Below are 24,438 nucleotides of genomic sequence, written 5' to 3'. Positions count from 1 at the left end.
TCCGACGGCGGACCCGCCCGATGGTGTGTTTCGTGAACGTGCAGAGCGTGGAGCGGATGATCTTCTCCATCTTTAACCGGTTTAACCTGGAGTGGCGCCCGCGCACCCTTCGCCAATTTACACAAGTCGCGTGACATCACCACGAAAAGAGGGTCATTGACCTCTGCGACCACACATTCACTCACGGGCAGGTGGGGCTTTGGACGAAGTCCGACGCGGTCACCTATTTTGATGACCTTCGGTTCCAACCTCTGAAGTGAGCCGTCGGGCGCAACGCACAGACTCAATCGCTGTGATGACCTGCGGTTTGTTAGTTTGCTGCGGCTGACAATCGTTTGAGAAGCCATGAGGTTAGAGAGTCCTGCTACCGCATGGCTACCGAAATGACCGACGAGGAAGTGTCGAAGAAGCCCACACGCTATAAGACGCAGCACTAATTTGTCATTCTCCATCCGTTTTAATTGGGAGGGAAGCCCCCGGAGGGCCGAAGGCTTCCTCTGGAAGCGGCTCAGCGCTTTAAGGCATGAGTCGCCATCCAGTCCTTGGCTTCACGCGCCACAGTGAGCAATGCCTCAAGGTCGTTGAGACCGAATGAGGTGCCATTGCGCCATTCTCCGGATTGATCCGTCCCTTCTCGCTGACATGCTCCCAGATCGTCGCTTTGATGTTGCCACATCACAGCGTGTTGGCCGTTTGTGTGGATGATGTGTTTGTAGCCATCTTGTGTCCTCCTTGGTTGAAATGAAGTTGGCTCTCTCACAGGAAGAGGAGAGCCAACGCACAGTTCACGAAGGAAACGCAAGCCAGGATTATTCATGAATGCCGTCGCGAGGCGTTCGAGACCGAAGCCCGCCGGGGCTTCTCGCAAGCAAGGCCGACGCAGGCGTACTGTCAGTCCGTCGAGGAGGCCGAACGAGAAAAGCCCCGCCGGGCGAGAGGATCGAATGACATAGCAGGTATTCATGAATAGTCCGGGCTCGGCAGAGGACGTTGCCGGCGTGCCGGAGAGGGATAAGCGGCGGGAGTGACAGTCTTACTGGCGCGAGCGGTGCGCCTCGCAGGTGCTAGCCGGTCGGCCGCTGCCGGGCCTGGCTACGACAACAAACCCGTGAGTCGGGATGGAAACCGAAGAGACAAGCAGGAATGAGATCACATGGAACGATTCAGCGGTTGGATCAACGACCTTCGATTCGCAGGCCGTGGCCGTAGGGATTCGTGGGACTGCTGAGACTATAGCGATTCCCGGCGCCGAAGGAATTGTTGATTGAGTCCGGCGAGAACGGAGAGCCGAAACTGGTCTATCTCGTTGATCTGGTCCATTTGGTCGGTCTTGTTGACCTGAACGGAAAATCAAGCAAAGGGACCAGAGAGACCAGAGAAACCAGACAGACCGAATAGACCAAATGAACCAGACAGACCAACGGGATTCGCACTCAACTCGCCGAGATCTTCCGCGTGGACGGGGAGAGGCAGTGTCAGCATCAGGAGCAACAGGAGGAAGAGAACCGGCATCGCTAGCCTCTTTACTGAGCCTGAGCCTTAACCTCAGCCTCAACCTTCCCCTCCACCGCCAGCCTGCTCCCTGCCTGAGTTCAGCGTCAGCGTGGCCACCGCTGCCGGAAAAAGGCTGAATGCCCCCTTTAGTTCTGCACGATTTATCGTTCCTTGCGGACCCGAGCCAATTCTTCCTGGTAGACATCCCTTACCCTACGAAGAAGTGTTTCACGGGCCAAGTCAGATACTGGTTGCTCTACGTATCCTTCTTCTAGCCGCTTGGGTGCTTCAATAAGTCCATGCTCTGGTCTGTTTACGATGTGTAGAACGTGCGGGACTCTAATGGTTGGACCGTCTTTTTCTTGAGAAATCGTGATCCCTTTGAGCGTCGCTCCACGATGAGCTATTAGGGACACCTCTCTCTTTTTCTTTCTTTGCCATAGAGGGGGATCAAAGCTAACTTGAGCAGCCTGGATGTCATGGTCCGACAACATTCGCCTTCTCCGATCGCTGATCCATTGTTTCAATCACACTGATCGCCGAGTTCTTCGATGCTGTTCATCATGATGGACATTGCAAAGAGTATCGAGATTGTTGAGTGTGTTTCCACCCCTATCCTTATGATGCTGTTTGTGGTGGAGCTCCAGCATCTTTCTGGGATCGTCCGGTGAAAGCATGCCCCTGTGCCAGCCACATTCGACACATCTGAACCCGTCTCGTTCCAAGACCGCAACCCGAATAGAATCGGGTATTGAGCGATCGTGTTCGTACGCCTGCCGGTCTTCTTCCAGAACATATACGCCAATAGCCAAATCCTCGCGTCCGCTATTTTTGGTGACGATGGGCCAACCTTGTTCCGTCCGCAACTCACGAACGCGACGGGCCCATTCTTTCCTGTCCTTGGCCAGATATTTGAGCTCTTCTCCTGTTATCTCTTGGCCGACGTTCTTGCGGAAGTAGTCGATGATTCTTCTCGTCACCGAGGCGTTCTTTTTTCTGATATCGTTTAGCACATGCCAACGGTGGGCGGCAGTCCAGGGTGAGTCACGGCACCAACAAGTCAAAATCCATGGTTCCAATTCTCCTGCCTACTCAAGCATCGTGGCATTCCTCTGTCTCAGCCTCAAAGTGCCAGCTGGCCATTTCCAAACTGGCATGGAACTTCAGCCCCAATTCAGGCTGCATGAATGCTGCATGCATAAGATCTGTTAGGACATCGGTCAAGTTGGCGCTTGGATCATAGGGATCACCGAATTGGAGTGCGTATCTCTCAAGAATTTCTTTCCCACGTTCCGCTCGCTCTTCGTTGGTTGGCATATGCCCCTCCATGTAAATGTAAACTTGTTAGCTGTTTGTCCTTTGAAAGCGGCTCATTGTTGAAGAAGTTAACAAGAGGCCTCGTGAGAATACCAGCTACGCTTCATGAAATTATTAAAGAGATATTTTCTCTTTTCGAAGCCCAACTTAGCCTAGGCAGTTCCGAAGGGAGGGGAGTGCGGGGAAAGCACTTCCTGGGGGATGGTGGAAAAGAGCGCGCGCGGGATGAGCGTCACCTGGCAAAAGAGACTCCATCCCAATAAGTCGGCGCCCAATTACTTTTACTGCCCCCTAAGAACACTGAATTCTTGAAACAGACGAACCGGGAGGGACACTCCGAATCTCCATTCGATTGACATCGGTTTTTCTCCTTCTGCCTTTTCGATCGTTACTGGACCACAAGCCTGATAGGGATCCCCTTTACCTCGGCGGACGAAGAGTTGGAATGACCAGCCGTTGTCGGGACTCTCAAGGTAACGCCGACCGGCTGGCGTATCAGGTCCGGCTGAATTCTGGCTCTGCCAGTGAAAGCGTTCTGTGCTGATGGCGTAGTCACGGTAAGCAATGCGGTCATGGAAACCCTCTGACTTATCAAGCGTGACAAAAAGTAGTTCAACCTTCCGATTTGGCAGTGCGAGCACCCCGGCTTGAAAGGGAGTTCTCCGCTCTGCGGTCAGCCAACCGACTGCAGTCAGGATTTCACGAATGCCGTAGCTTGCGTGAAGGCACAATGGGACGTCGGTTAGCCCCGGCACTGGGCGAAAGCGCAGGTTGCTTCTTGCCTGGAGAACTCCACCTAGTTCGCCAAGTTCAGTATAGATTTCTGGCGTCTGCGAGAGTCGGGCGAGGAATGCTTCTCCACCGCCTGTTTGGTGATGTTGTCCGTCCACCTGATATACGAGCATTTGGAGTCGGCAACGCTCGCGGTCGGTGAGGGTTTGGTAGTGCACGGCGGGCTCGCTGATGCGCATGAGAAGGTGTATTTGTTCAGGGTCGTTATAGTGCAACAAGTCTGGGAAGCGGTGGCCAAAATATTCGTCCTCCGGACCTTCAGTCGTGGACAACAGGCCAGCGTCGCGTCGTAAAGCGGTCCACCTGCTACGGCCTTGGCTACGATATAGTTCATCTAGTTGCACAGCTTGCTCATGCAGGAATTCTGCAAGTCGAATAGTCGCTCGTCCGCGTAATGCAACATAGGTCTGAAGCTCACTGCGGAGCCGCCGCCACGATTGGTTCATGGCTGTCCGCAGGCTCCGGAGGATTTGCTCTTTAGTCAATTGCTGCAGCTGAATATGGCAGCCTGCAGGAAGGGAACTGAATCCCTTGTCCACCGCATCAATCATCTGGCTGCGCGAAAGACCGCTAATTGTTGAAATCAGACGGTCAAACCGAAAATCTGCACGGTATCGGCCGACAAAGTCCAAAACAAGGCAGCTTTGTTTGCCTTCATGAAGGCGAAGGCCACGTCCTATCTGCTGTTGAAAGAGCACGGGGCTTTGTGTAGGACGCAACAGAAGCAGCGTGTCAACCGAAGGCAGGTCAACGCCTTCATTGTAAAGATCACAAGTTACAAGCGCGCACAGTTCCCCCCGCGCTAAACGTGCTGGTGCTTGGCGACGAACATCTGCATCCGTCGAGCCAACTATGCAGAGCGAAGGCAGCCCAGCTTGGTTGAACTTCCGCGTCATGAACTCAGCGTGTGCCACGGTCACGCAAAAGACGAGCGCTTTGCTTCGTTTTGGGTCGCCAGTCAGTCGCCTCCATTCGTCGATAACGAGTCTTGCGCGGGTGTCGTTTCCTGTCACAAGGTTGTCGATGGCCTCTCGTTCACCAGGTTTGTCCCAAGGCACTACAGAGAAATCGGTGTCATCATCGCAGCCGTAATACTCGAACGGGCTGAGCAGTTGGAGGTCGAGCGCATGCCAGAGGCGTAACTCGACGGCAGGCGAGCCATCGGGACGATTGTCGAAGTAAGGGAAGATTGGTTTTCCATCTGAACGTTCCGGTGTAGCAGTGAGACCAAGCAAAATCTTGGGGTGAACCGCTTTCACGAACGCATCGAAGCGGTCCGCCGCCAGCCGGTGACATTCATCGACAACGACTGTGTGCCAATAATTGGGGCCGCATCTTTCTACGAGGTCGCGCGCGCAAACACTGTTGATGGTGGCGAATATGTGGTCGAAGCTCTGGAGTTCAGAACCATCAGCCATCATTTCACCAAAGGAGTGGTCGCGCAGTACCTCGCGATAGGTTCGCCGAGCTTGTGCCAGAATTTCTTTACGGTGCGCAATGAATAGTAAACGGGGGCGTCCACCGACAGCTTGGCATGCATCACGGTAATCAAACGCCGCAACCACGGTTTTTCCTGTGCCTGTCGCTGCAACAACAAGATTGCGAAACCTACCATGCACTCGCTCAAGCGTGAGTTGCTCCAGCATGTCCTTCTGATAGTCCTTCGGCTCAAGGTCGAAGAATGTCGTTGTAGCAGAAATCTGGTCGCCTGCCTCCCGCTTCAGGGCTCGAGACAACTCAGAGCGGTGCTCAGGATTTGCAGCATCGTAATGCTGGAACTCACTGTCATTCCAGAGAGTCTCGAAGTGCGCCTGCGCGCGAGTAAATAGTCCAGCCTGCCCTTCTTCCGTGAATTTGACTGTCCACTCCAGCCCACCAAGCAGTGCCGCACCTGATAGATTTGCACTGCCGACGTAGGCCGAGCCAAACCTCGTTTTGCGATGAAAAATCCATGCTTTTGCATGAAGACGTGTCCGTCTGCCATCGAGCGAAACCTTGATTTCGCAGCCCGGCAGGCGCGCGAAAAAATCTAGAGCTTCCATCTCAGTCGCACCAGTATAGGTGGTGGTGAGGATTCGCAGTCGCGTTCGTGGTTGGCCCGCAGCACTCACAGCTGTGGCCGTTTGGAGAATGTCGAACAACTTTCGGACGCCCGCCACGGTGATAAAGCTGACTACGATGTCCACTTGGTCGCAGCAGGCAATCTCACGGCGAAGTTCTGTCAGAAGAGATGGGGAACCTTTGCCCGCAGTAAAAAGCCAAGGAATAGCGAGCCCAGTCTCTGGAGCTTCCGTTGCAGCTCCGATGCTATGTACTGCTCGGAGTATCTGAGGCGGCTCCACCAGCAGGTCCACGCTTCCCGCCTCCTGCTGTCTGAGGTGAACCAGCAGTGCGTTGACGAGAGCGAGCTGTCGTTTTGCTTTCTCAGCTCCATATCCGTCGAGTTCGTCGAGCAGAAGTGTCATCTGCTTGGCGAGAGCGTCCGCGATTCGCTCTGGTACTTCTTCCGAAGGCAGTGATGAAAGCGTGCGGCAAGATGGATCTCGAAGGCCAGCTATTAACTGCGCCACCGATTCAGTAACGAACTTGTCGTAGAGCCCATCAGGTAGTTGCATTACTCTAGCGGTATTGCTGAAAGCTCAAGTGCGGCGGGGGGCACTTGAGTATGTTGCCGTCAAAAGATTCGTTCTCGCTCTAGACTTCCAGGGAAAATACGAGAGCGGGGCTTGCGATCATAAATTCATTCGGAGCCGCAGCCTTCCCAGATTGTTTTACCCAAGACAACCCCAGACAAACTAGGTTTCCACTCAGCTATTGCCACCGCAGGATACCCTTTTCTCCCTGAGAAAGCACCCCAACTTGGGAGCGCGTGGCTCTGGAAAGGGAATCTTTCATCCCCGTCACTTACGTTCAAACCTGCCGGGATTGACACGTAGAGCACGCTCGTTTTGCGCAATTTATCCAGTTTGCAAGCTCGTTAGTTAGCCAAACTTCTGCTCGCCCTTCTTACGTAACAGTAAGAATTTCTATCCGCGTGGGCCATAGTTACATTCCCTTCGGCTTGCTTCTGACCGTTGTCACTAACTGTCCTAAGCAGGGGTACTTCCCACCATCATCTCACACCGGTATGGTCAGCCCTGTGCTGAGCTACACCGGAAGAAAGGACTGGGCATGAAGCAGGAGTTGCTCACGGTGAAGGAATTGGCGGCGGAACTCCGGATGAGCCCCAAGTCGATCCAGCGGGCCTAACAGAGGCAGATGGCGAGAAGAGCGGGACGAGCGAGACGGGGGGCTGGTCTATTTGGTCTGTCTGGTTCGCCGACCGGACCAACGAAAAGAACAAAACAAACCAAAGAAACCAGATGAACAAGCGAGACGAGCTCGCCGATGCTACGGGAAAGGTCATGGAGCAAGAGGGAGCCGACGGGTGGGATGGGGGAACGTTTAGCGACTGCCAGCCTTGATCTCGTAGGTCGGAATCGGCGTTCCAGTCACACGAGCATAGAGGACAGCGGGATCGAGATCGGCTCCGTTCGGCCAATAGATGGTGCCGAGGTCCGGATGCACGCGAAGTTCTCGGAAGCGATTAAGGTCTTTGAGAGGGGCAAAGACGCCCTCAAACCGCATGCTGGCTGAGAGATCAAGTTCGCCCACTACTCCATCTTCAAATCGGAGGCGGACTTGGTAGCCTTCCAGCGCAGTGGCTTCAACAATATCTTTCAGCATTCGCCTTATTCCAACGGCTTGATCTTCTTGAGCGGTGCCCGTTGCTCAGCTAGCATTGTTCAGGCATTCCTCACCTTTCGGAGCGGTTTGTTGCCGCCGAAGGATACGCTTTTCATGATGGGAAATCACTCCGCTCTTTAAGGAAGTTCTGAGTTATGAGTTCTGGGTTTTGAGCTGTCTGGTTTGCGGCCACGCGAGACAGGGGGATGGTCTATCTGGTCTATCCGGTCTGTCTCGTCTATTCGGTCTATCTTGTTGGCCGGACTGGAAAACCAACCAGAAAAACCAAAGAGACCAGATAGACCTCATGAACAAGACAGACGAGTCCTACGCAGCTCTGGAGGCGGCCTTTTCTAAGAGCTCATGAATCAGTGACTGATAGGGCTTCCCTTGCTTGGCAGCCATCTTTCGAAGCTGGTTCAACAGCCGCGGCGAGAGACGAATGGCGATCAACTGCTTCGCCATGCCGGTTGCCGGTCTGCCAACCCGATGCATGCGCCTCAATTGTGCGTCAGTCGCTTCAGGAATGTCGGAGAAATCAATTTGCGAGTCGGGTATATGCTTGACGTTCCTTCCGGCTCGCTTGCCTGGCGCTGATAATCCGGATCGTGTCTTTTTCATGTTCTGTCCTTCGTATCGCATAGACCACGAAAAGAATTCGCTCTGTCGATGATCGCCCTATGCGCTGTCGCCGACGTTCATGCGTCGAGTGTTCTATGTCTTCCCCGTCCAGCGCATCGGAGTCGGCAAAGATTGTGGTCGCCTCTTCGAACGGAATCCCATGTTTCTCGAAGTTCGCAATGGCCTTCGGAATGTCCCACGTAAACACAGTGACGTATATACACTAATTGCCCGGATGTCACAAGGCTGAGGCAGAGCGACTGATGAACCGTGCGTCCGCTCTTCTCCCTTGAGGGCCGGCTAGATCCCCCCCCACTGACGGTTCAAGGATCCGGACGCGAGACGGGCGAGATGAGCGGGAGTGGTGGGACGTGGGGGATGGTCTGTCTGGTCTGTCTGATCTATCTCGTTTGTCTGGTTGGCCGGATGGAGAAACGAAAAGAACGAAATAAACCAAAGAAACCAGATGAACCAGATGAACAAGGAAGACGAACGACGTCGGGCGAGGCGAAGATCGGCTACCTGGTGACGAGATGGGTTGTGCGTAACAATGGCTTCGAACTGGTGAGCCGGCTGGGACTCGAACCCAGGGCCCTCGCCTTAAAAGGGCGATGCTCTACCAACTGAGCTACCGGCTCACCGAGCGGAAGGGGTGAATAATACCACTGACGATTGGTCTATGCCTAGGAGGCAGCATACGAAGAACGTTTTTTTGGTTCATTTGGTTCATTCGGTTGGGATGGTTCAACCAAATAAACCAAACAAACCAATTACACGAGACAGACCTGTCCGCAGCGTCGTTCGTTTCCGGATCCGGACGTTTCACGTTTAACGATTCACGATTCACGATTCACGAACGCCGGGAGCGGATCTTGAGCGGGTTGCGCAGAATGATGGTTTCGCTACGCTTCGAGCCGGTGGAGATCATATCGATAGGACATTCGGAGATGTCCTCAAGGAATTCGAGATAGCGTTTGGCTTCCGCGGGAAGCTGTTTATAGGTAGACGCGCCGGTGGTCGTGCCGGACCATCCCTTGAATGTTTTGTACAGAGGCTCACAGTCTGTCAGCGCCTGGAGATCGGCAGGCATGTCTCGATAGAGCTTTCCCTGATATCGATAGCCGGTGCAGACCTTGAGTTCCTTGCAACCATCGAGCACGTCCAGTTTCGTGACGGCCAGTGAGGTGAGTCCATTGACTTTAGTGGCGTATCGCGCCACGACGCCATCGAACCAGCCGCAACGGCGCGCCCGTCCCGTTGTCGACCCAAACTCTTTTCCTCGTGCTTGAAGTCCCTCTCCCACCGGACCGGTCAGCTCCGTGGGGAATGGCCCGCTGCCGACACGAGTCGTGTAGGCTTTGACAACCCCGAGCACCGCGTCGATCTTGGTCGGTCCCACGCCCGTTCCTGTTGAGGCGCCACCGGCCGTTGCACTCGACGAGGTCACGTAGGGATAGGTGCCGAAGTCGACATCCAAGTGTGTCCCCTGCGCCCCTTCGAACAAGACGGTCTTCCCCCGGTCGATCATCTTATTCACGAGCATGGCGGCATCGACAATATGGCTCTTCAGCCGATCGGCATAGCCAATATACTGCCGGAACACTTTGTCGACCTCGAAACGGTCCAGTTTGTAGAGTTGTTCGAGAAACCAGTTGATCTCGACGACATTCTCTTCGAGTTTGGCGCGAAAGGCTTTCGGATTGAGCAGATCTCCCATTCGGATACCGACCCGCGACATCTTATCCGCGTAGGCCGGGCCAATTCCCCGCCCCGTCGTTCCGATCCGGCGAGAGCCTTTGGACTGTTCAGCCGCTTTGTCGATCGCTTTATGATAGGGCAAAATGAGATGGGCACGCTGACTCACGACAAAATTCTTTCCGATCTTCACGCCTTGAGTCTGGAGATGATCCAGCTCCTCAATCAACGAGGCCGGGTCCACGACCACTCCGTTCCCGATGACACAGAGCGTTCCGCGATAGAGGATGCCAGAGGGAATAAGGTGAAACACGAAGGTGCCCCGATCGTTGATCACCGTGTGACCCGCGTTGGACCCACCCTGGTAGCGAACCACCGCATCGACGTCGCTGGCTAAGATATCGACGATCTTGCCCTTGCCTTCGTCGCCCCACTGCGCCCCGATGACTACGAGATTTCCCATCACCTGACATGCTCCCAATAAAAAGCCCTGGCTGGACTCATGGCCAGGGCCGGAGCGGTATGGTAGGGACGCTTCTAATGTTTGTCAAGAAGCGTGAGGGGGTGGGCAACCATCCTTCTTGCTCGCAGAGCCCCCACAATGAAGCGGTGGTCGCTCGATGCGCGCAGTGAAGGACGGTTTGCCCACCCCCTAAGGAGAGGGAGGAGAATCAGAAGGACATCGTTCGAAGCGCGCAATCGAGGATCGACCAGGCCACCCTTGAAAACGAAATGGGAAATTGGAAAGACGCGAGCACAGAAGATCATCCGGCTCCATCCCCTCCCAGTTTCTTGACTGCCGCGCGAGGGCCGTGTTAGCATAATCGCTGTTTCACAAGGATTTTCGCGTATTTCCAAGTCAATCGATGTGGGGCTGTAGCGCAGTTGGGAGCGCGCGTGAATGGCATTCACGAGGTCGCCGGTTCAATCCCGGCCAGCTCCACCAAATTTCAACAGTGGGCAGGAGGCGAGCGGCAAGGGGCTACAGGTAAGAGCAATTTTCGGATTTGGCTCCTGGTCTCACGCCGAACTGGTCTCTTCAATTCCTCCCCTCTAGCCTCGTACCGCTAGCCCCTAGCCTATCCGGGAATACATGCTCCAAATCGAGTCGGTCTATAAACAATATTCCACAAGGATTCTGCTTGAAGGCGCAACGGCACATCTCCGTCCCGGTTCGCGGGTCGGTTTAGTGGGGCCCAATGGCGCAGGCAAGACCACGCTCTTTCGCATGATCCTTGAAGAAGAGTCGCCGGACAAGGGCAAGATTCGCAAACGTCCCCGTCTCCGCATCGGCTATCTCCCGCAGGAACTCGAAACCATCACGGGGAAAACCGTGCTGGACGCCACCCATCGCGATCTCTATCCGGAACATGAAGCCGAACGGATCCTCATGGGGTTGGGATTTTCGGAAATCGACTTTAGCCGTGAGATCGAAAAGCTCTCCGGCGGCTACCGAATGCGTGTCGCCCTCGCGCATCTGCTGTTGACGAATCCCGATGTCCTCATGCTCGATGAGCCGACCAATCACTTGGACAAACCGACGCAGCGCTGGTTCGAGCAATTCCTCTTGAACTCGGAGATGACGCTGTTGATCATCAGCCACGATACGGACTTTCTGGATCGTGTCGTCACCCATATCTGGGATCTCCGCCACCACAAGATCGAGGAATATCGCGGCAACTATACGTCGTTCAAAAAACTCCGCGCCGAGCGGGACGCGCAACGGGAAGCGGCTGCGGGGCGCCAGGCCAAAGAGGTCGCGCGGGTCCAAACCTTTGTGGATCGCTTCCGCTATCAGGCGAACAAGGCCAGCCAGGTCCAATCGCGCATCAAGCAGCTTGAGAAGGTCAAGATGATTGAGATCAAGCGCGACCCCAAGCGGGTGAAGTTCAAATTTCCCCTCCCGGCAGCGAGTGGCCGACAGGTACTGGAGATCCAGGGCGGAGCGAAACGCTATGGGGAAAAAGTCGTGTATGAACGGGTCGATTGTTCGATCGAACGGGGCCAACGAGTGGCGCTGGTGGGAGAAAACGGCGCGGGGAAAAGCACCCTGCTCAAGATGCTGGCCGGAGTGTTGGACCTGGACAAGGGTTCCAGAACGGTCGGCCATGGTGTCACGCTGCATTACTTCGCCCAACACCAGGCAGAGACCCTGAACCCTGAACATACCATTCTCGATTCTCTTTCAGAAATCTCCAGCCAGGCGGAGACGAATTTCCTCAGAGGAATCGCCGGAGCCTTTTTGTTCACCGGTGACGATCAAAAGAAGCCGATCAAGGCGCTGAGCGGAGGGGAACGCAACCGCGTCGCGCTCGCACGGATGTTGGTCGAACCAGCCAATACCCTGTTGCTCGACGAGCCGACCAACCATCTCGACCCTGCTTCGGTCGATATGCTCACCGATGCGCTCTCGGACTTCCCCGGTACGATCGTCTTCATTTCCCACGACCCCACCTTTCTGACCAGAGTCTGTACGCGCGTCATTGAAATCGAAGAGGGCAAGGCCCGCAGCTTTTCCGGCGACTACGAGTACTATTTGTGGAAGAAGGCGCAGGAGCTCGAATCCATCAAGGAATCGAGTGACGACCTGAAGGCAGCAGGGCTCGGGAAGACTGTCGCGCCGACCAGGGCAATGGCCTCGCAGGCTTCCGCCAAGTCCTCAGCAGGAGATCGTCGGGATTTGAACAAGACACAGGCTCGCCTGGAGAAACAGGTGGCGCGGGCCGAAGCCGAGATCGACGAGTATGAAACGAAAATCAAGGCGCGGGATCTCGAACTGGCCGACCCGGCACTCTACAAAAATGAATCCACCAAATGGAGCGCTCTACAAATAGAATACGACGGGTGGAAGAAGGATCTGGCGCGGCTCACGACCAAGTGGGAAGCACTCTCCGCTGAACTGGAAGACGTGAAACAAAAGCTGGCGGCGTTCGCGTAGCGAGACTGGTCTGTCTGGTCTACTCGGTCTGTCTCGTCTGTTTGGCCTAACGAAACTAACCAGATAAACCAGATAGACCGAACAGACCAAATAGACCAGACAGACTGACGGGCTTTTTCAGCTGTCCGCTACAGGGAGGACTTGACCGTTTCTTCGAGGTAGTAATAGAGCCAGCGGTTCTTCTCTTTCGTCACCAACTCATCCCAGACCACACCGATCAGAAACCCCTTCTCCCACGACTTTGCCCAGGCGACTTTCCCTTCGAGCTTTTCCATCTGCTCCACGCGATCCGAATCGAGAAACGCCAGCGACACGGTCACCGGCTCGGCCATCGCCAACTTTTCTTTCGTGTGCAACCCCGCGCCGACTCGATTGACGTTGTCCAACACGGCCGTGATTGCCTTGGCTCCGCTCTTGGGGGAAATGAGCGCAGAACCGACCAGTGTCGCCCGCACGAACTTGCGCCGTTCGTTCGTCGCTGCTATCGGTACCGGCGGTTTCGGGCTCTGCCGCTTCACGAGACTAAGTATAACCGATTAGAAAACTTTGTCCACCACCCTTTCACGCTATTTTCTAGGTATTTTTAGGCCGGTAATATCGACGGCCCTTGAGCGATTCCGGGAGATGCTCCTGCACCCCGGCCCGGGGATCGTCGTGGACATAGCGGTAGCCCTTTCCATAGCCGAGCCCCCTCATCAGCGAGGTCACGGCATTGCGTAAATGGAGCGGAACTCCAAGATTTCCATGGGTTTTTGCGTCTTCCATGGCCTCAAGCAGTCCGATATAGGAGGCATTATCCTTGTGTCTGGTCGCAAGATAGGTCGTCCCCTGGGCCAGGTTGATTTGGGCTTCCGGGAGCCCCACAAACTGCACGGCTTGAGCCACCGCTGCCGCAACCACCAGCCCCATCGGATCGGCATTCCCCACGTCTTCGGACGCAAAAATAACCAGGCGTCTGGCGATAAACTTCGGATCCTCCCCCCCTTCCAACATACGGGCCAGCCAGTAGAGAGCGCCGTCCGGATCCGAATCCCGGAGGCTCTTAATGTAGGCGGAGATGATGTTGTAATGTTCTTCCCCTGACTTGTCGTACCGGATCGATTTTTTTATCAGCGCCGCTTCGAGCGCCGCTCCATCGATCAGACGAATCCCGTCTGATCCGACCGGTTGCTGCCTCACCACAAAATCCAGCGCGGTAAGGAGCGCCCTTGCATCGCCGTTTCCATAACCGATCAGTCGTTGTCTGGCATCGGATGACAGATGGACATGCCACTTTCCCAGCCCGCTTGCAGAGTCCGCGAGCGCCCGGTCAAGAATATGTCCCAGGGCCTCATCCGAAAGGGGCTTCAGCACAATGACCAAAGAACGGGACAGGAGGGGTGAGATCACTTCGAATGAAGGATTTTCCGTGGTCGCGCCAACCAGGATAATCGTTCCCCGCTCGACGTGAGGCAGGAAGGCATCCTGTTGCGCCTTGTTGAAGCGGTGGATCTCGTCGACGAACAGGATCGTCCGTTGGCCCTTGATCGCCTGACGTTGCTCTGCTGTCTTGATGATCGCGCGCAGCTCTGGAACACCCCCTGTGACCGCCGAGAATGGCACGAACTGCGCCTTCGTGTGGCGCGCAATGAGATGAGCCAGCGTGGTCTTGCCCGAGCCGGGCGGCCCCCAGAAAATGACGGAGGAGAGTTGGTCCGCTTCGATGGCCCGCCGCAAAGGACGATCCGGCGCCGTGATCTCCTCTTGCCCGACGAAGTCCGAAAACTCGTTCGGCCGCAGACGCTCAGCCAAGGGAGCTTCAAGGGATTTCTCTTCCCCTGGAGCCCCAAACAAATCGGGAGTCTGATCGTGTGACGGCGTCATAACGTTCTCAATGATGGCGCGAATTGTATACGCCGGGCCGCATGATCGCAAACGGCCCCTTGACCATCACCGATTCGGATGGTACGAACAGCGGCGAACATGAGCAGCCTGTACGCCCAGATCAACGGTCTCACCATTGCCTACAGCGACCAGGGAACGGGCATCCCTCTCGTCTTTCTCCATGCCTTTCCTCTGAACCGGACCATGTGGGCGCAACAGGCAGAAGCCCTATCCGCTCGATTCCGGATTATCACAATCGATTTGCGCGGGCACGGTGAGTCAGACGCACCGCTCTGGCACTATACCCTCGACCAATCAGCAGACGATGTGCGCGCGCTGCTGGACCACCTTGGAATCCGACAGGCCCTCTTCGTGGGGCTCTCGATGGGTGGCTACATCCTCTTTGCGTTCTATCGGAAGTATGCGGTGCGCGTGAAAGGCATGATCCTGGCTGACACGAGGGCTCAGGCAGACACAGAAGAAGGAAGAGGCGGGCGCTTTCAGATGGCTCAGACAGCTTATACAAAAGGACCGTCAGCCATTGCAGACATCATGATTCCAAAACTCCTCAGCCCCGCAACCATTCAGACAAGGCCGGAGATCGTTCAGAAAGTCCGCAGCATGATCGAGGGCAACCAGGTCAGCGGTATTGCAGGAGACTTGATGGCCATGGCAGAGCGGCCGGATTCAGTCCCCCTCCTGCCCCAGATCTCCTGCCCCACCCAGATCATCGTCGGCGAACTGGACCAAGCTACTCCACCCTCTGACGCGAACCTCATGGCAGAGAAGATCCCAGGTGCCCGCTTGGCCATCATCCCAGCAGCCGCACACCTGGCCAATATCGAACAACCAGAAGTCTTCAACGAGATCGTCGGCTCCTTTGCCTCAGAACTCCAATAGACAGAGCGCCGACAGGACGGACTTACGGGAGAGGTTCATGCACTGAGAAGTGTCTAGCAGTTTCTTGGGCAACTCATATCTTGAAGGAAATGGGAGAGACCATGCAGGATGTTCAAAAAGTTCTCCAGCAAGGCCGCAGCGAGTGAAGGTCCGAGGCGTACCCTTAGGGGTACGTTGAGGATCTGAACGATGCGAGAACGCAGCTGGGGGACTTTTTCAACGTCCTGCTAGTCGGAGTCGCCTACGCTGCCTCGTCGTATGAGCTTCAGGAACTCCAGCCTCGTTTGCGGCTGACTGCGGAAGGCGCCTAACATGGAGCTGCTGACTGCAACGGTGTTCTGCTTTTCGACGCCTCGCATCATCATGCAGAGATGCCGCGCTTCGACGACCACACCGACTCCATGCGCATTGAGCTTCGATCTCAGAGTTTCAGCGATTTGGACGGTGAGTCGTTCCTGGACTTGCAGCCGGCGCGCAAAGACGTCCACGATGCGTGGGATCTTGCTGAGTCCCACCACTTTCTTATTCGGCAGGTACCCGACATGGACTCTGCCATAAAACGGCAGCAGGTGATGTTCACACATGCTGAAGAAATCGATGTCCTTCACGATCACCATCTCGTCGTACTCGATCGGGAACAGTGCACCGTTCAGGAGATGATCGATGTCGCGGTGATAGCCCTGGGTCATGAAGGCGAGGGCCTTGGCGACCCGCTCCGGAGTCTTGAGCAGCCCGTTCCGACCCGGCTTTTCTCCGAGGGCGAGCAACATTTCTGTGACCAGAGATTGCAGCACATCCAGATCCGCCGGCCTGCTAATCCCGCTGGCATCATCGACCTGCTGCCGACCCCGCCGTTTGATTCCCTGCTTAGCCATGCTGCCCCCCTCTATACCAAAATGCTTAATGTTGAATGATGAATTTTGAATGTGGAATGTTGGGAAATCATCACATCGTCAGACATCCTTCCGATTCCGACGATTCACCATTCAACATTTATCATTCACCATTCTCGATGCCCCCGCATACTCGAAGTAGTTGTCGCGTGTTTCAATCAGGCCGACCTTCTCCAGTTGCCCGGTGGGAAAGCATTTCACTAAGAGATCCCAGATCAGCAACACGAGGTTTTCACCCGTCGTCGTGCGTTCGGCAAATTCAGGGTCTTGATTGAGATCGTGATGGTCGAATCGCCTGACCACCTGGTCGACCACGATCCGATCCAGCCGGTCGAAGTCCAGACCTCCCCCTGTCGTGGCCGAACCCGTGCTCTTCACGGTCACCAACACGACATAATTATGGCCGTGCCCGTTGGGATTATTGCACTTCCCGAAGGCAGCCAGATTTTCCTCCGGAGTTAGATGATCCGTGTGCAGCCGATGAGCTGCGCAGAATCGATATCGTCTCGTAATGCTCACCTGTGCCATCGTAGGTTCCGTTCACATCCGGCACAATAAAAAAAGCCAGGACCGGCCTTTGTATCCGGCCGATCCTGGCTCTCCTCGTCATACTTTCAACTGGCCAGCTCGGGCCACTTCGGCGCCAACTTCTCAGGCGGTGAAGGAGCTGCCGCAACCACAAGTGGTCTTGGCTTGCGGGTTCTTGATCGAGAACCCGGACCCTTGGAGGCTGTCCACGTAATCGACTTCTGCCCCCTGAAGGAGCGGTGCACTCTGCGAATCCATGATGACCTTGACGTCGCCCTTTTCAACGACAGTGTCGTCGTCGGCCATCTTCGACTCGAACGCCATCCCGTATTGATACCCGTGACAGCCGCCGCCTTTCACGTAGACCCGCAGGCCGACGATGTCTTTTTCATCCGCCATCAATTCCTTGATCTTCTGCTCTGCAATCGCTGTGATTGTAACCATCGTGCTCCTCCTCCAGTGACCAAGCTGTTCTTCGAAGACCTGCTTGGAATAATTTAGTGTAACACCTCTTTACTGAATTTCAATACCCTGCGACTCCGACTGCGGAATTGTGGGAGCAACCCACTTGCCCTCCGGCACCAGCACAACCACATCTCCACGCACCTTAGCCTGGCACCCAAGACGATGCCAGGGCTCACTGAGGGCCTCCCGATCGAGCAGATCCTGCTCATCGAAGTCGATCTCCGAGAGGTTCTCGGCACCAATCTGGACTTCGACCCGACAGGTGGTGCAGGAGGCGTTACCACCACAATCGTGATTCAACCGACAGCCTAACAGCTTCGACGCCTCTAATAACGAGGTATTGACCTCAACCTCTCCACTCGTGCGTTCACGATGGAGAAATGTCACACGCGGCATCGCACATCCCCCTCAATGTACTGTTGCACCGGTCGCCACCGACTGATGGGGACAGCGCTGCAATCGGACATGTTCCTCGAACTCGTGACGGAACAATTTCATACTACTCTGCACCAACACGGCTGCCCCGGTCACCAGTGTGCAATAACCCGTCCCCTTCACAAACCCGCAGATCTGAAGCAGGCTCTGCATATCCTTCTCCGTCCCCTCTCCCTGTTCAATCTTGGTCATAAGCGCGGCAAGATTGATGGTTCCCATTCGACAGGGTGGACATTGCCCGCAACTCTCGGCCTTGAAGAAATTGGAGAACTTGAGCGTCAGCGCCACCATGCAGGTCGCATCATCGACGACAATGACTCCGGCCGACCCAAGCCCTGTGCCGGCCTTTTTCAACGAATCGAAATCCATCGTCAGGTCGAGTTGATCGGCGGTGACCATCGAAAAAGCCGGCCCACCGGGAAATACCGCCTTGACCTTGTGCCCGCCCGGAACCCCTCCACCGCACTTGTCCACGAGCTCACGGATCGTCGTGCCCATGGGCATCTCGTACACACCGGGGCGATTCACGGCCCCGCTCAGCGAGAACATCATCGTGCCAGGACACTTTTCCGTGCCGACCTGAGTGAACCAGGCTGCGCCTTTCAGAAGGATGCGTGGAATGTTGCACAGGGTTTCGACATTATTCACCAGCGTCGGCTTCCCGTAGAGTCCGAAGTCCGTCGGATAGAAAGGCGGCTTCTGTCTAGGCATCGCCGGACGTCCTTGCATGGATTCGAGCATCGCGGTTTCTTCCCCAGCCACATAACTCCCATGGCCTTCAAAGACTTGCAGATCGAGATTCACACCACTCCCCAGGACGTTGTTTCCCAGCAGCCCCTGGGCCTTCGCCTGGGCCAAGGCCTTGATGAGATTCTCCCGCTCTTCCTGATACTCGTGATTCACATAGATAAAGGCCGCTTTGGCTTGGACGGTGTAGGCTGCAATGAGGCAGCCTTCGATAAGCTGGTGCGGCGCCTGCTTGAGCAAGTACCGGTCTTTGAACGTCCCCGGCTCGTGCTCGCCTGCATTGCAGACAAAATAGTGTTCCTTCACCCGATGGTTGAGAACCTTTTCCCATTTGATGCCGGTGGGGAAACCGGCTCCCCCGCGGCCACGGAGCCCGGCTTTCTTCAGCACATCGACGATTTCATTTGCAGTCAGTTCCTTGATGCACCTCTTCCAGGCCTCGTACCCCCCGACTTTCTTGTAGGCCTCAATGTCCCAGGGGGCGCCTTCAAGTAGTTGAAGAACCCTTGGTTCTGTCACAGTCGTCATAGGCCCTTCCTTACCCATTGCCCCTTAGAAGCTCGGAGCGATACTATAAAGCTCCTGCCTGGTATTCGTCAAGGTAATACCCTGAGAATAGGCCTGAATCTCAATGACTTAGGGCCACAGCCCCATGCAGAACCTGGTACGTGGGCCATCTGAACAGAACGGCAATGTGCGCATGGTCGGGAAACAGGGAGGTGAGCTCACGAGCCGGCTGGAATGCCCGCTGGCTCGTGAGAAGTAGCTTACCTGAGGTGGCTGCCGGCCCCCATGAATAACAGCATAGGAATTGACAACATAAAGTTGATCCGCGAAGCAAGGAGGGCTGTCCTGCCCCACTGAGCCATTTCGTCCGGCGCAGGGGTTCCCTGGGCCGCAGCTGTCACTGCTGCAATAATCCTCCTTTGATTCGGCCAGATGACCGCATGAACGTTGGCCATCATGATGATACCCAATAGCCCGCCGATTCCCAGCGCGATCGCGCCGGTTCCACCTCGTTGATACATGTAGAGGTACAACACGATCCCGGCAAGCACCGTGACCGTGGCGCCATGACGGAACCAATTCAGGGCGGCGGGCATCAACTTGGGAATCACGATATTCTTGGTTGGGCCATCCAAACTCTTCAAGAATGCCGCATTGATCAAGTTGAAAAAGTACAACAATCCGATCCAGACGATTCCGGCCAGGAAATGGGTCCAGCGTAACAGCAAACCAAACCAATCGGCATCGCCGACCGCAACGCCGACCATGCCAAGATATCCCATGATCAAAATCGCTGCGAGCCCGAACCCCACAGCCATCGTCTGCATCGGACTTTCAAGAAATTTCATCGTGTCTCCTTGCTCTAATGTATGACTACGTCGCTGTCTGTACTTGAGGCCCTGGTCTCTTGTCAAGTAACAGATCGGTCAGACGTGACTGATCACTGGTGCGAAAAGCCGTTCCGGTCTTCGGCTCAAATGACCGTTGTGTATTTTCTAGGCCAATAATCGATCGACCGCAATGCAAAGTTCCCGTACCGCGCTCGCAGAGATTTCCAATGCCGCCCGTTCCTCTGACGTCAGTTCATATTCGACCACCTGCTCCGCCCCGCTTCGACCCAGCCTGACCGGCACTCCAACGATGACGTCCTTTAATCCATACTCTCCCTCGCAGAGCACCGCACAGGGCAACACGCGCTTCTGGTCCTGTACAATCGCCTCGACCATGCTGACCGCCGAGGCCGATGGAGCATAGAATGCACTGCCTGTGTTCAACAGACTGACGATCTCGGCGCCCCCTTCACGTGTCCGCTTCACAATCGCCTCCAAACGGTCCATCGGCATCAACTCCGACACCGGCTTCCCTTTCACCGTCGTGTACCGCAACAGCGGTACCATCGTATCCCCGTGCCCTCCCAACACCATCGCAGCCACGTCAGGACCCGGCACACTCAGTTCAGCGGCAATGAAGGAACGCATACGGGCGGAATCGAGCACCCCTGCCATCCCCATCACCCGCGACTTCGCGAGTCCGCTCACACGACGCGCCACATGAACCATGGCATCCAACGGATTGGTGACGAGTATCAGGATGACGTTCGGCGAGCGAGACACGAGCTCAGACACGACTGATTGCACAATCTTCGCGTTCGTGCTCAATAACTCGTCACGGCTCATTCCCGGCTTGCGTGGGATTCCGGAGGTGATCACCGCCACCGACGAACCGGCCGTTTCATCATAGCCGTTGGTGCCCACCACGCGGGTGCCATAGCCGCAGATCGGTCCTGCCTGGCTGATGTCGAGCGCCTTGCCTTGCGGGACCCCCTTGACGATATCGACAAGCACCACCTCGTACTCGTCCTTCTCGGCCAGCCGCTGGGCCGTCGTGCCTCCGACATTCCCAGCCCCTACCACTGTAATCTTCGGTCTCCCCATGCCCTCACCTCGTGAAACGTGAAGCGTGAAACGTGAAACGTAAAGACCCCTTACGCCTCACCCCTGACCCCTCACGCATGTTCATGTTCGGTCCAGCCGGCGACTTTAAAATTGATCGTGCAGACGAAATTGTCCCCATCATAGAAATTGACTTTGATCTTTTTCTTGCCATAGGTCTTGGCCAGAAAGGCGTCAGGATCATCGACCAATTCCTGATACCCGCCGGCCGGATATTCACCGAGGTCGTGGAACACCACGATCATCCCCACTTTCACTTCCTGAAGCACCTTGGCCCAACAACGGGGATAGACCTCCCAAAACTTGGCTTCGATGAGATCCTTGGTCGGCTCCGGGCGATCCTCTCCAGGCTTGATAGGCTGTGCAAACTTCGCCAACCGGCGGACATAGGGATACTGATGTCCTGTAAACAGCTTGTACAACCAGGGCGGCACTGTCGGTCTCTCAACGGAATTCGTCATCGATTCTTCACACCCCTTACCTCTTCTACGTCGTGAGCCGTTGATAGATCCGCGGCAATCGCATCGGCAAGGCTTCGATATGATCAATGACCATGAACTGCACGTCTCCGTACATTCTTCGTACATAGGCATCGGCCTCCCGATCGATCGTGACACAAAACGGATGGACCCCTTGCCGACGCGCCTCCCGTAATGCCACCTTTGTGTCTTCCAGGGAATACTCGTCCTTATAGCCGTCATCGAGTGGACGCCCATCGCTGATGAGCACAAGCAGCCGCGTCCGCGCCTCTCGCGCCAGCAACTTGGCAGTGGCATGGCGAATAGCCGCCCCATCACGGTTTTGTTGCATAGGGGACAGTCCGCCTAGACGCTGCGCTGCCTTCCCGCCCAATTCATCGTCAAAATCCTTCATGACAAGAAAGTCGACTTGCCCCCGGCCCTGGCCCGAATAGCCATAGAGGGCATACTGATCTCCGACAGCCTCAAGCGCTTCACACAAAAGAACCAGCCCCTCTTTCTCCACATCGATCACGCGGCGGCCTCCCTCCAACTGGCGGCTGGTTGACCCACTCACGTCGACCAGAAATGCGACCGCGACATCCCGTTCTTTTCGCTCCCGCTTGACATAAATTCTGTCAGACACATTTTCCCCCGCAGCCCGCTCAGCACACAGGCGAACCGCGGCATCCACATCGAGCTCATCGCCGTCGGCCTGGCGAGGTACGCGCCGTAACCCGGGCGGCCGCAGACCTTCGAAAAAACGACGCAGGGCCGAGACTGCACTCCCGTGTACGCTCAACGTGGCGCCCACGATATCCCCGCTTCCCTCTTCCGCAGTGCGCTCGACGACGCGACACCAATTGAGGCGATAGTCGTCGATGTCCTGATCCCATTCCGGATAACGCACCGAGCGATCACCAGGCCCCGCATGATCGGGCAGGGTGGATTGCTCAACCTTTACGGCTAGCAGTTCTTCTACATGAGAGGGCAATTGCCGCCCCCCGACAAGGCCGCCTCGTTCAGTCACCGTACGCATTCCCTCTCGACCCGATTGACCCTTGGCTGACGACTCCGGTGTCCCGTCCGCCGCACTCGCTAGCCGTTCGATGTCCTCCGATTGGTTCTGATCGTCCGAGACTCGGCCATCCTGATCCTGCTCACGAATGAACTCAGGATTCATCGCCCCACGATAAACCCAGTTGGTGACAGGACGATAGTCCTCACCGGTTCGCTCGGAAGCAGAAGGGCCCACCCCCGGATCTCCTGACTCGTTATCGGCCAGATCGCCCCGGACCATCGCCCCCTTCTGTGCCAACAGCTCATCGAGCCGCACATAGAGCGCATGGGCTACCAGCACAGCCTCTTCCGCAGTCGCTGTGGGACTCAGAATCGTCTGGCACATCGGCCAGAGGACAGCAATCTCGTCTTTGATCGCTTCATGGATTGCGACAGGCTGAGAGGCAGCGGTTGACAACTGGAGCAGTTGATCGACGACGAGTTCCTTCACGGTCAACCCTTGCGTCAGTGAACGTGTCGTGATTGCCTCTCGCGCGAATCGCTGGAGGTCTCGCTGAAGTCCAGGGTATTCCCGCTGCAGCAAGGACTCAACTCGCGCGTCCTCCACGAGGGTCCATAAATCCTGGATCAATCCCGGATGAGGGTAGAGGCGAAATAGCGCTGCCAAATTGTCAGGCGCGGCCCGATCCATCAGACCATACTGTTGGCGCAAGGACATAATCAGATCCGCGAACGGCTCAAGGGTCAGGCGATAGGTCCCGAATTCCACATGCCCCGCTTCATGAGCCGCCATGACCAGATACAAACGCATATTCTCATCGGCAGTGGGGTAGCGACGAAGGACGGCTGGCAATGAGATGATGCGCCCATCCCGGCTCACCGTCGCCCGCATGGCCGTGTCTTGACTCAGCGAATCCGGAAGCGCCTGAATCGTCAGATCCGTTCCGCAGAGCCCCTGTATGAAGAGCTTCACAGTACGTGCCACCTGCCGAAGCGGCACACCGCTCAAGGCCGCCTCCACAGATATGAGCGCCTTCTGCGACTCCAGGGCGAAATAGGCCCTGGCACCTTCTACACTGTAAGCCAGGACTTCCATCCCGGCTCTAAACCAGGCCTCAAAACGCGCTGCCGCCTCGGCAGACTCTCCGATCACGCTCACCAGTTCCGGTGCACCCCGCAAATAGGCCAACGCCGTTTCTGCGTCACGCTCTGCGACTAAGGCTCCGTACTGCAATATCCTTAGTCTCCATCCCTGATTCGGCACCGGACACAACAGTCGTGGTGATTCGGACAACCAGGAAATGGCCGACCCGGGGTCACGATCAGCCATCAACGACCCAACCGTGACAACCTTGGCCCTCACCGAGTGATCATCCACACCGCCGAGGATGAGCGGACTGGTGCGGAGGAATTCGATAGTTCCGAAATAATCCGCCATGCCGAAGCTATTCCAGGATACGAGCTTCACTCCGAACATCGCCCAGGCCTTGGCGTCTTGAACGGGTAACACACGGGCAACCGCTGGAATCTGGTGGATGTACTCCAGCGCCACGACAAAATCGATCTGCACCAGCTCAAACCCGATCTCTAACCAGGCTTCCAGCTGATCCGGCGAAATAACCCTCACCGCCTCCGGAGCCACGCGGAGAAATTCCAGTGCAATATTCCCATCCTGCTCAGCCAATTCCAGAGCGGCTTTGAGTACCAACAACCGAACCGACGGTTGTTCGATCAGACTCAACATCAGCGGACTCTCTTTGAAAAATTTCAGCCCGATCGCCCCGGATGATTCGGCCAATGTGGCGCCAAGATCCAGCCAGATCAACACATCGCTGAGCCGTCCTTTCCGTTGCAAGTCCGGGAGCGATTCGATCGCGGCACGAGCCACCTTGGGCGAGACTTTCCTTAATTCATCGAGTAACAGCAAGACACCTTCGACCTGATTCGAATTTGCATGGGTTTCGACGAGACAAGAGACCAGGTGCTGAGCCGAAGCAGTCCCCACTTCTTCCGCCAGTCTGGCCACCAATTGATTATGGGTATCCGACATCTTTACTTTCTATCCAATCCTACGGAATTTACAGGAA

General features: G+C 55.9%; 22 protein-coding genes and 2 tRNA genes. 3 read left to right on the top strand and 21 right to left on the bottom strand.

The annotated features are described in order from the left end of the window. Positions 1–508 precede the first annotated feature (508 nt). The 10 genes from HZB34_00635 to HZB34_00590 all read right to left on the bottom strand — a co-directional run bounded on the left by HZB34_00635 (position 509) and on the right by HZB34_00590 (position 10,108). A complete protein-coding gene (locus tag HZB34_00635) occupies positions 509–964 on the bottom strand; it encodes a hypothetical protein (protein ID MBI5314457.1) in 456 nt (151 codons plus the stop codon). A gap of 386 nt (positions 965–1,350) precedes the next feature. After that, on the bottom strand, positions 1,351–1,512 hold the full coding sequence (locus tag HZB34_00630; protein ID MBI5314456.1) for a hypothetical protein: 162 nt from the start codon (positions 1,510–1,512) through the stop codon (positions 1,351–1,353). Positions 1,513–2,021: 509 nt separating this feature from the next. Continuing rightward, positions 2,022–2,474, bottom strand: a complete 453-nt coding sequence (locus HZB34_00625) for an HNH endonuclease (protein MBI5314455.1) — start codon at positions 2,472–2,474, stop codon at positions 2,022–2,024. Positions 2,475–2,586: 112 nt separating this feature from the next. Beyond that, positions 2,587–2,811, bottom strand: a complete 225-nt coding sequence (locus HZB34_00620) for a hypothetical protein (protein ID MBI5314454.1) — start codon at positions 2,809–2,811, stop codon at positions 2,587–2,589. Positions 2,812–3,092: 281 nt separating this feature from the next. Next, positions 3,093–6,218 (bottom strand): DUF3427 domain-containing protein, encoded by a 3,126-nt coding sequence (locus HZB34_00615; protein MBI5314453.1) that lies wholly within the window; start codon positions 6,216–6,218, stop codon positions 3,093–3,095. Between the two features lie 829 nt (positions 6,219–7,047). Next, on the bottom strand, positions 7,048–7,329 hold the full coding sequence (locus HZB34_00610) for a DUF2442 domain-containing protein (GenBank protein ID MBI5314452.1): 282 nt from the start codon (positions 7,327–7,329) through the stop codon (positions 7,048–7,050). 327 nt (positions 7,330–7,656) lie between these two features. Further along, on the bottom strand, positions 7,657–7,950 hold the full coding sequence (locus tag HZB34_00605; GenBank protein MBI5314451.1) for a BrnA antitoxin family protein: 294 nt from the start codon (positions 7,948–7,950) through the stop codon (positions 7,657–7,659). Further along, complete coding sequence (locus HZB34_00600) at positions 7,868–8,170, bottom strand: BrnT family toxin (protein MBI5314450.1); 303 nt, start codon at positions 8,168–8,170, stop codon at positions 7,868–7,870. The genes HZB34_00605 and HZB34_00600 overlap by 83 nt, the downstream gene beginning before the upstream one ends. A gap of 342 nt (positions 8,171–8,512) precedes the next feature. Continuing rightward, a tRNA-Lys gene (locus tag HZB34_00595) sits at positions 8,513–8,588 on the bottom strand. A 212-nt stretch (positions 8,589–8,800) separates the two neighbouring features. Continuing rightward, positions 8,801–10,108, bottom strand: a complete 1,308-nt coding sequence (locus HZB34_00590) for an adenylosuccinate synthase (protein ID MBI5314449.1) — start codon at positions 10,106–10,108, stop codon at positions 8,801–8,803. A 407-nt stretch (positions 10,109–10,515) separates the two neighbouring features. On the opposite strand from HZB34_00590, the gene HZB34_00585 reads away from it, so the two are divergent. Together HZB34_00585 and HZB34_00580 are read left to right on the top strand one after the other, a co-directional pair. After that, positions 10,516–10,591: transfer RNA gene (locus tag HZB34_00585), tRNA-Ala, on the top strand. A 147-nt stretch (positions 10,592–10,738) separates the two neighbouring features. Continuing rightward, positions 10,739–12,583 (top strand): ABC-F family ATP-binding cassette domain-containing protein, encoded by a 1,845-nt coding sequence (locus HZB34_00580; GenBank protein ID MBI5314448.1) that lies wholly within the window; start codon positions 10,739–10,741, stop codon positions 12,581–12,583. Positions 12,584–12,711: 128 nt separating this feature from the next. Here the strand turns inward: HZB34_00580 and HZB34_00575 are convergent, their stop codons facing one another. Together HZB34_00575 and HZB34_00570 are read right to left on the bottom strand one after the other, a co-directional pair. Then, positions 12,712–13,101: a PilZ domain-containing protein gene (locus HZB34_00575; protein ID MBI5314447.1), complete on the bottom strand. Its 390-nt coding sequence runs from the start codon at positions 13,099–13,101 to the stop codon at positions 12,712–12,714. Positions 13,102–13,156: 55 nt separating this feature from the next. After that, entirely contained in the window at positions 13,157–14,446 is a 1,290-nt protein-coding gene (locus tag HZB34_00570) for a replication-associated recombination protein A (protein ID MBI5314446.1), read from the bottom strand. Between the two features lie 78 nt (positions 14,447–14,524). On the opposite strand from HZB34_00570, the gene HZB34_00565 reads away from it, so the two are divergent. After that, on the top strand, positions 14,525–15,346 hold the full coding sequence (locus HZB34_00565; GenBank protein ID MBI5314445.1) for an alpha/beta fold hydrolase: 822 nt from the start codon (positions 14,525–14,527) through the stop codon (positions 15,344–15,346). 227 nt (positions 15,347–15,573) lie between these two features. Here HZB34_00565 and folE read toward each other — a convergent pair whose 3' ends face one another. The 9 genes from folE to HZB34_00520 all read right to left on the bottom strand — a co-directional run bounded on the left by folE (position 15,574) and on the right by HZB34_00520 (position 24,401). Further along, a complete protein-coding gene (gene folE / locus HZB34_00560) occupies positions 15,574–16,221 on the bottom strand; it encodes a GTP cyclohydrolase I FolE (GenBank protein ID MBI5314444.1) in 648 nt (215 codons plus the stop codon). A gap of 111 nt (positions 16,222–16,332) precedes the next feature. Further along, entirely contained in the window at positions 16,333–16,752 is a 420-nt protein-coding gene (locus HZB34_00555) for a 6-carboxytetrahydropterin synthase (protein MBI5314443.1), read from the bottom strand. Between the two features lie 138 nt (positions 16,753–16,890). Then, entirely contained in the window at positions 16,891–17,211 is a 321-nt protein-coding gene (erpA, locus tag HZB34_00550; protein MBI5314442.1) for an iron-sulfur cluster insertion protein ErpA, read from the bottom strand. 69 nt (positions 17,212–17,280) lie between these two features. Further along, a complete protein-coding gene (locus HZB34_00545; GenBank protein ID MBI5314441.1) occupies positions 17,281–17,628 on the bottom strand; it encodes a (2Fe-2S)-binding protein in 348 nt (115 codons plus the stop codon). A 12-nt stretch (positions 17,629–17,640) separates the two neighbouring features. Next, complete coding sequence (gene nuoF, locus HZB34_00540; GenBank protein MBI5314440.1) at positions 17,641–18,942, bottom strand: NADH-quinone oxidoreductase subunit NuoF; 1,302 nt, start codon at positions 18,940–18,942, stop codon at positions 17,641–17,643. 239 nt (positions 18,943–19,181) lie between these two features. Then, positions 19,182–19,688 (bottom strand): urate hydroxylase PuuD, encoded by a 507-nt coding sequence (locus tag HZB34_00535; GenBank protein ID MBI5314439.1) that lies wholly within the window; start codon positions 19,686–19,688, stop codon positions 19,182–19,184. Positions 19,689–19,916: 228 nt separating this feature from the next. Continuing rightward, positions 19,917–20,855, bottom strand: coding sequence for a malate dehydrogenase (gene mdh / locus HZB34_00530; protein MBI5314438.1), 939 nt, complete (start codon positions 20,853–20,855; stop codon positions 19,917–19,919). 71 nt (positions 20,856–20,926) lie between these two features. Continuing rightward, positions 20,927–21,334, bottom strand: coding sequence for a hypothetical protein (locus HZB34_00525; GenBank protein ID MBI5314437.1), 408 nt, complete (start codon positions 21,332–21,334; stop codon positions 20,927–20,929). 25 nt (positions 21,335–21,359) lie between these two features. Beyond that, complete coding sequence (locus HZB34_00520) at positions 21,360–24,401, bottom strand: VWA domain-containing protein (GenBank protein ID MBI5314436.1); 3,042 nt, start codon at positions 24,399–24,401, stop codon at positions 21,360–21,362. Between the last annotated feature and the right edge of the window lie 37 nt (positions 24,402–24,438).

The sequence above is a fragment of the Nitrospirota bacterium genome, assembly GCA_016219645.1.
GTDB lineage: Bacteria > Nitrospirota > Nitrospiria > Nitrospirales > Nitrospiraceae > Palsa-1315.
The sequence above is the reverse complement of the archived record's forward strand: the minus strand, read 5'-3'. Positions and strand labels throughout refer to the sequence as shown.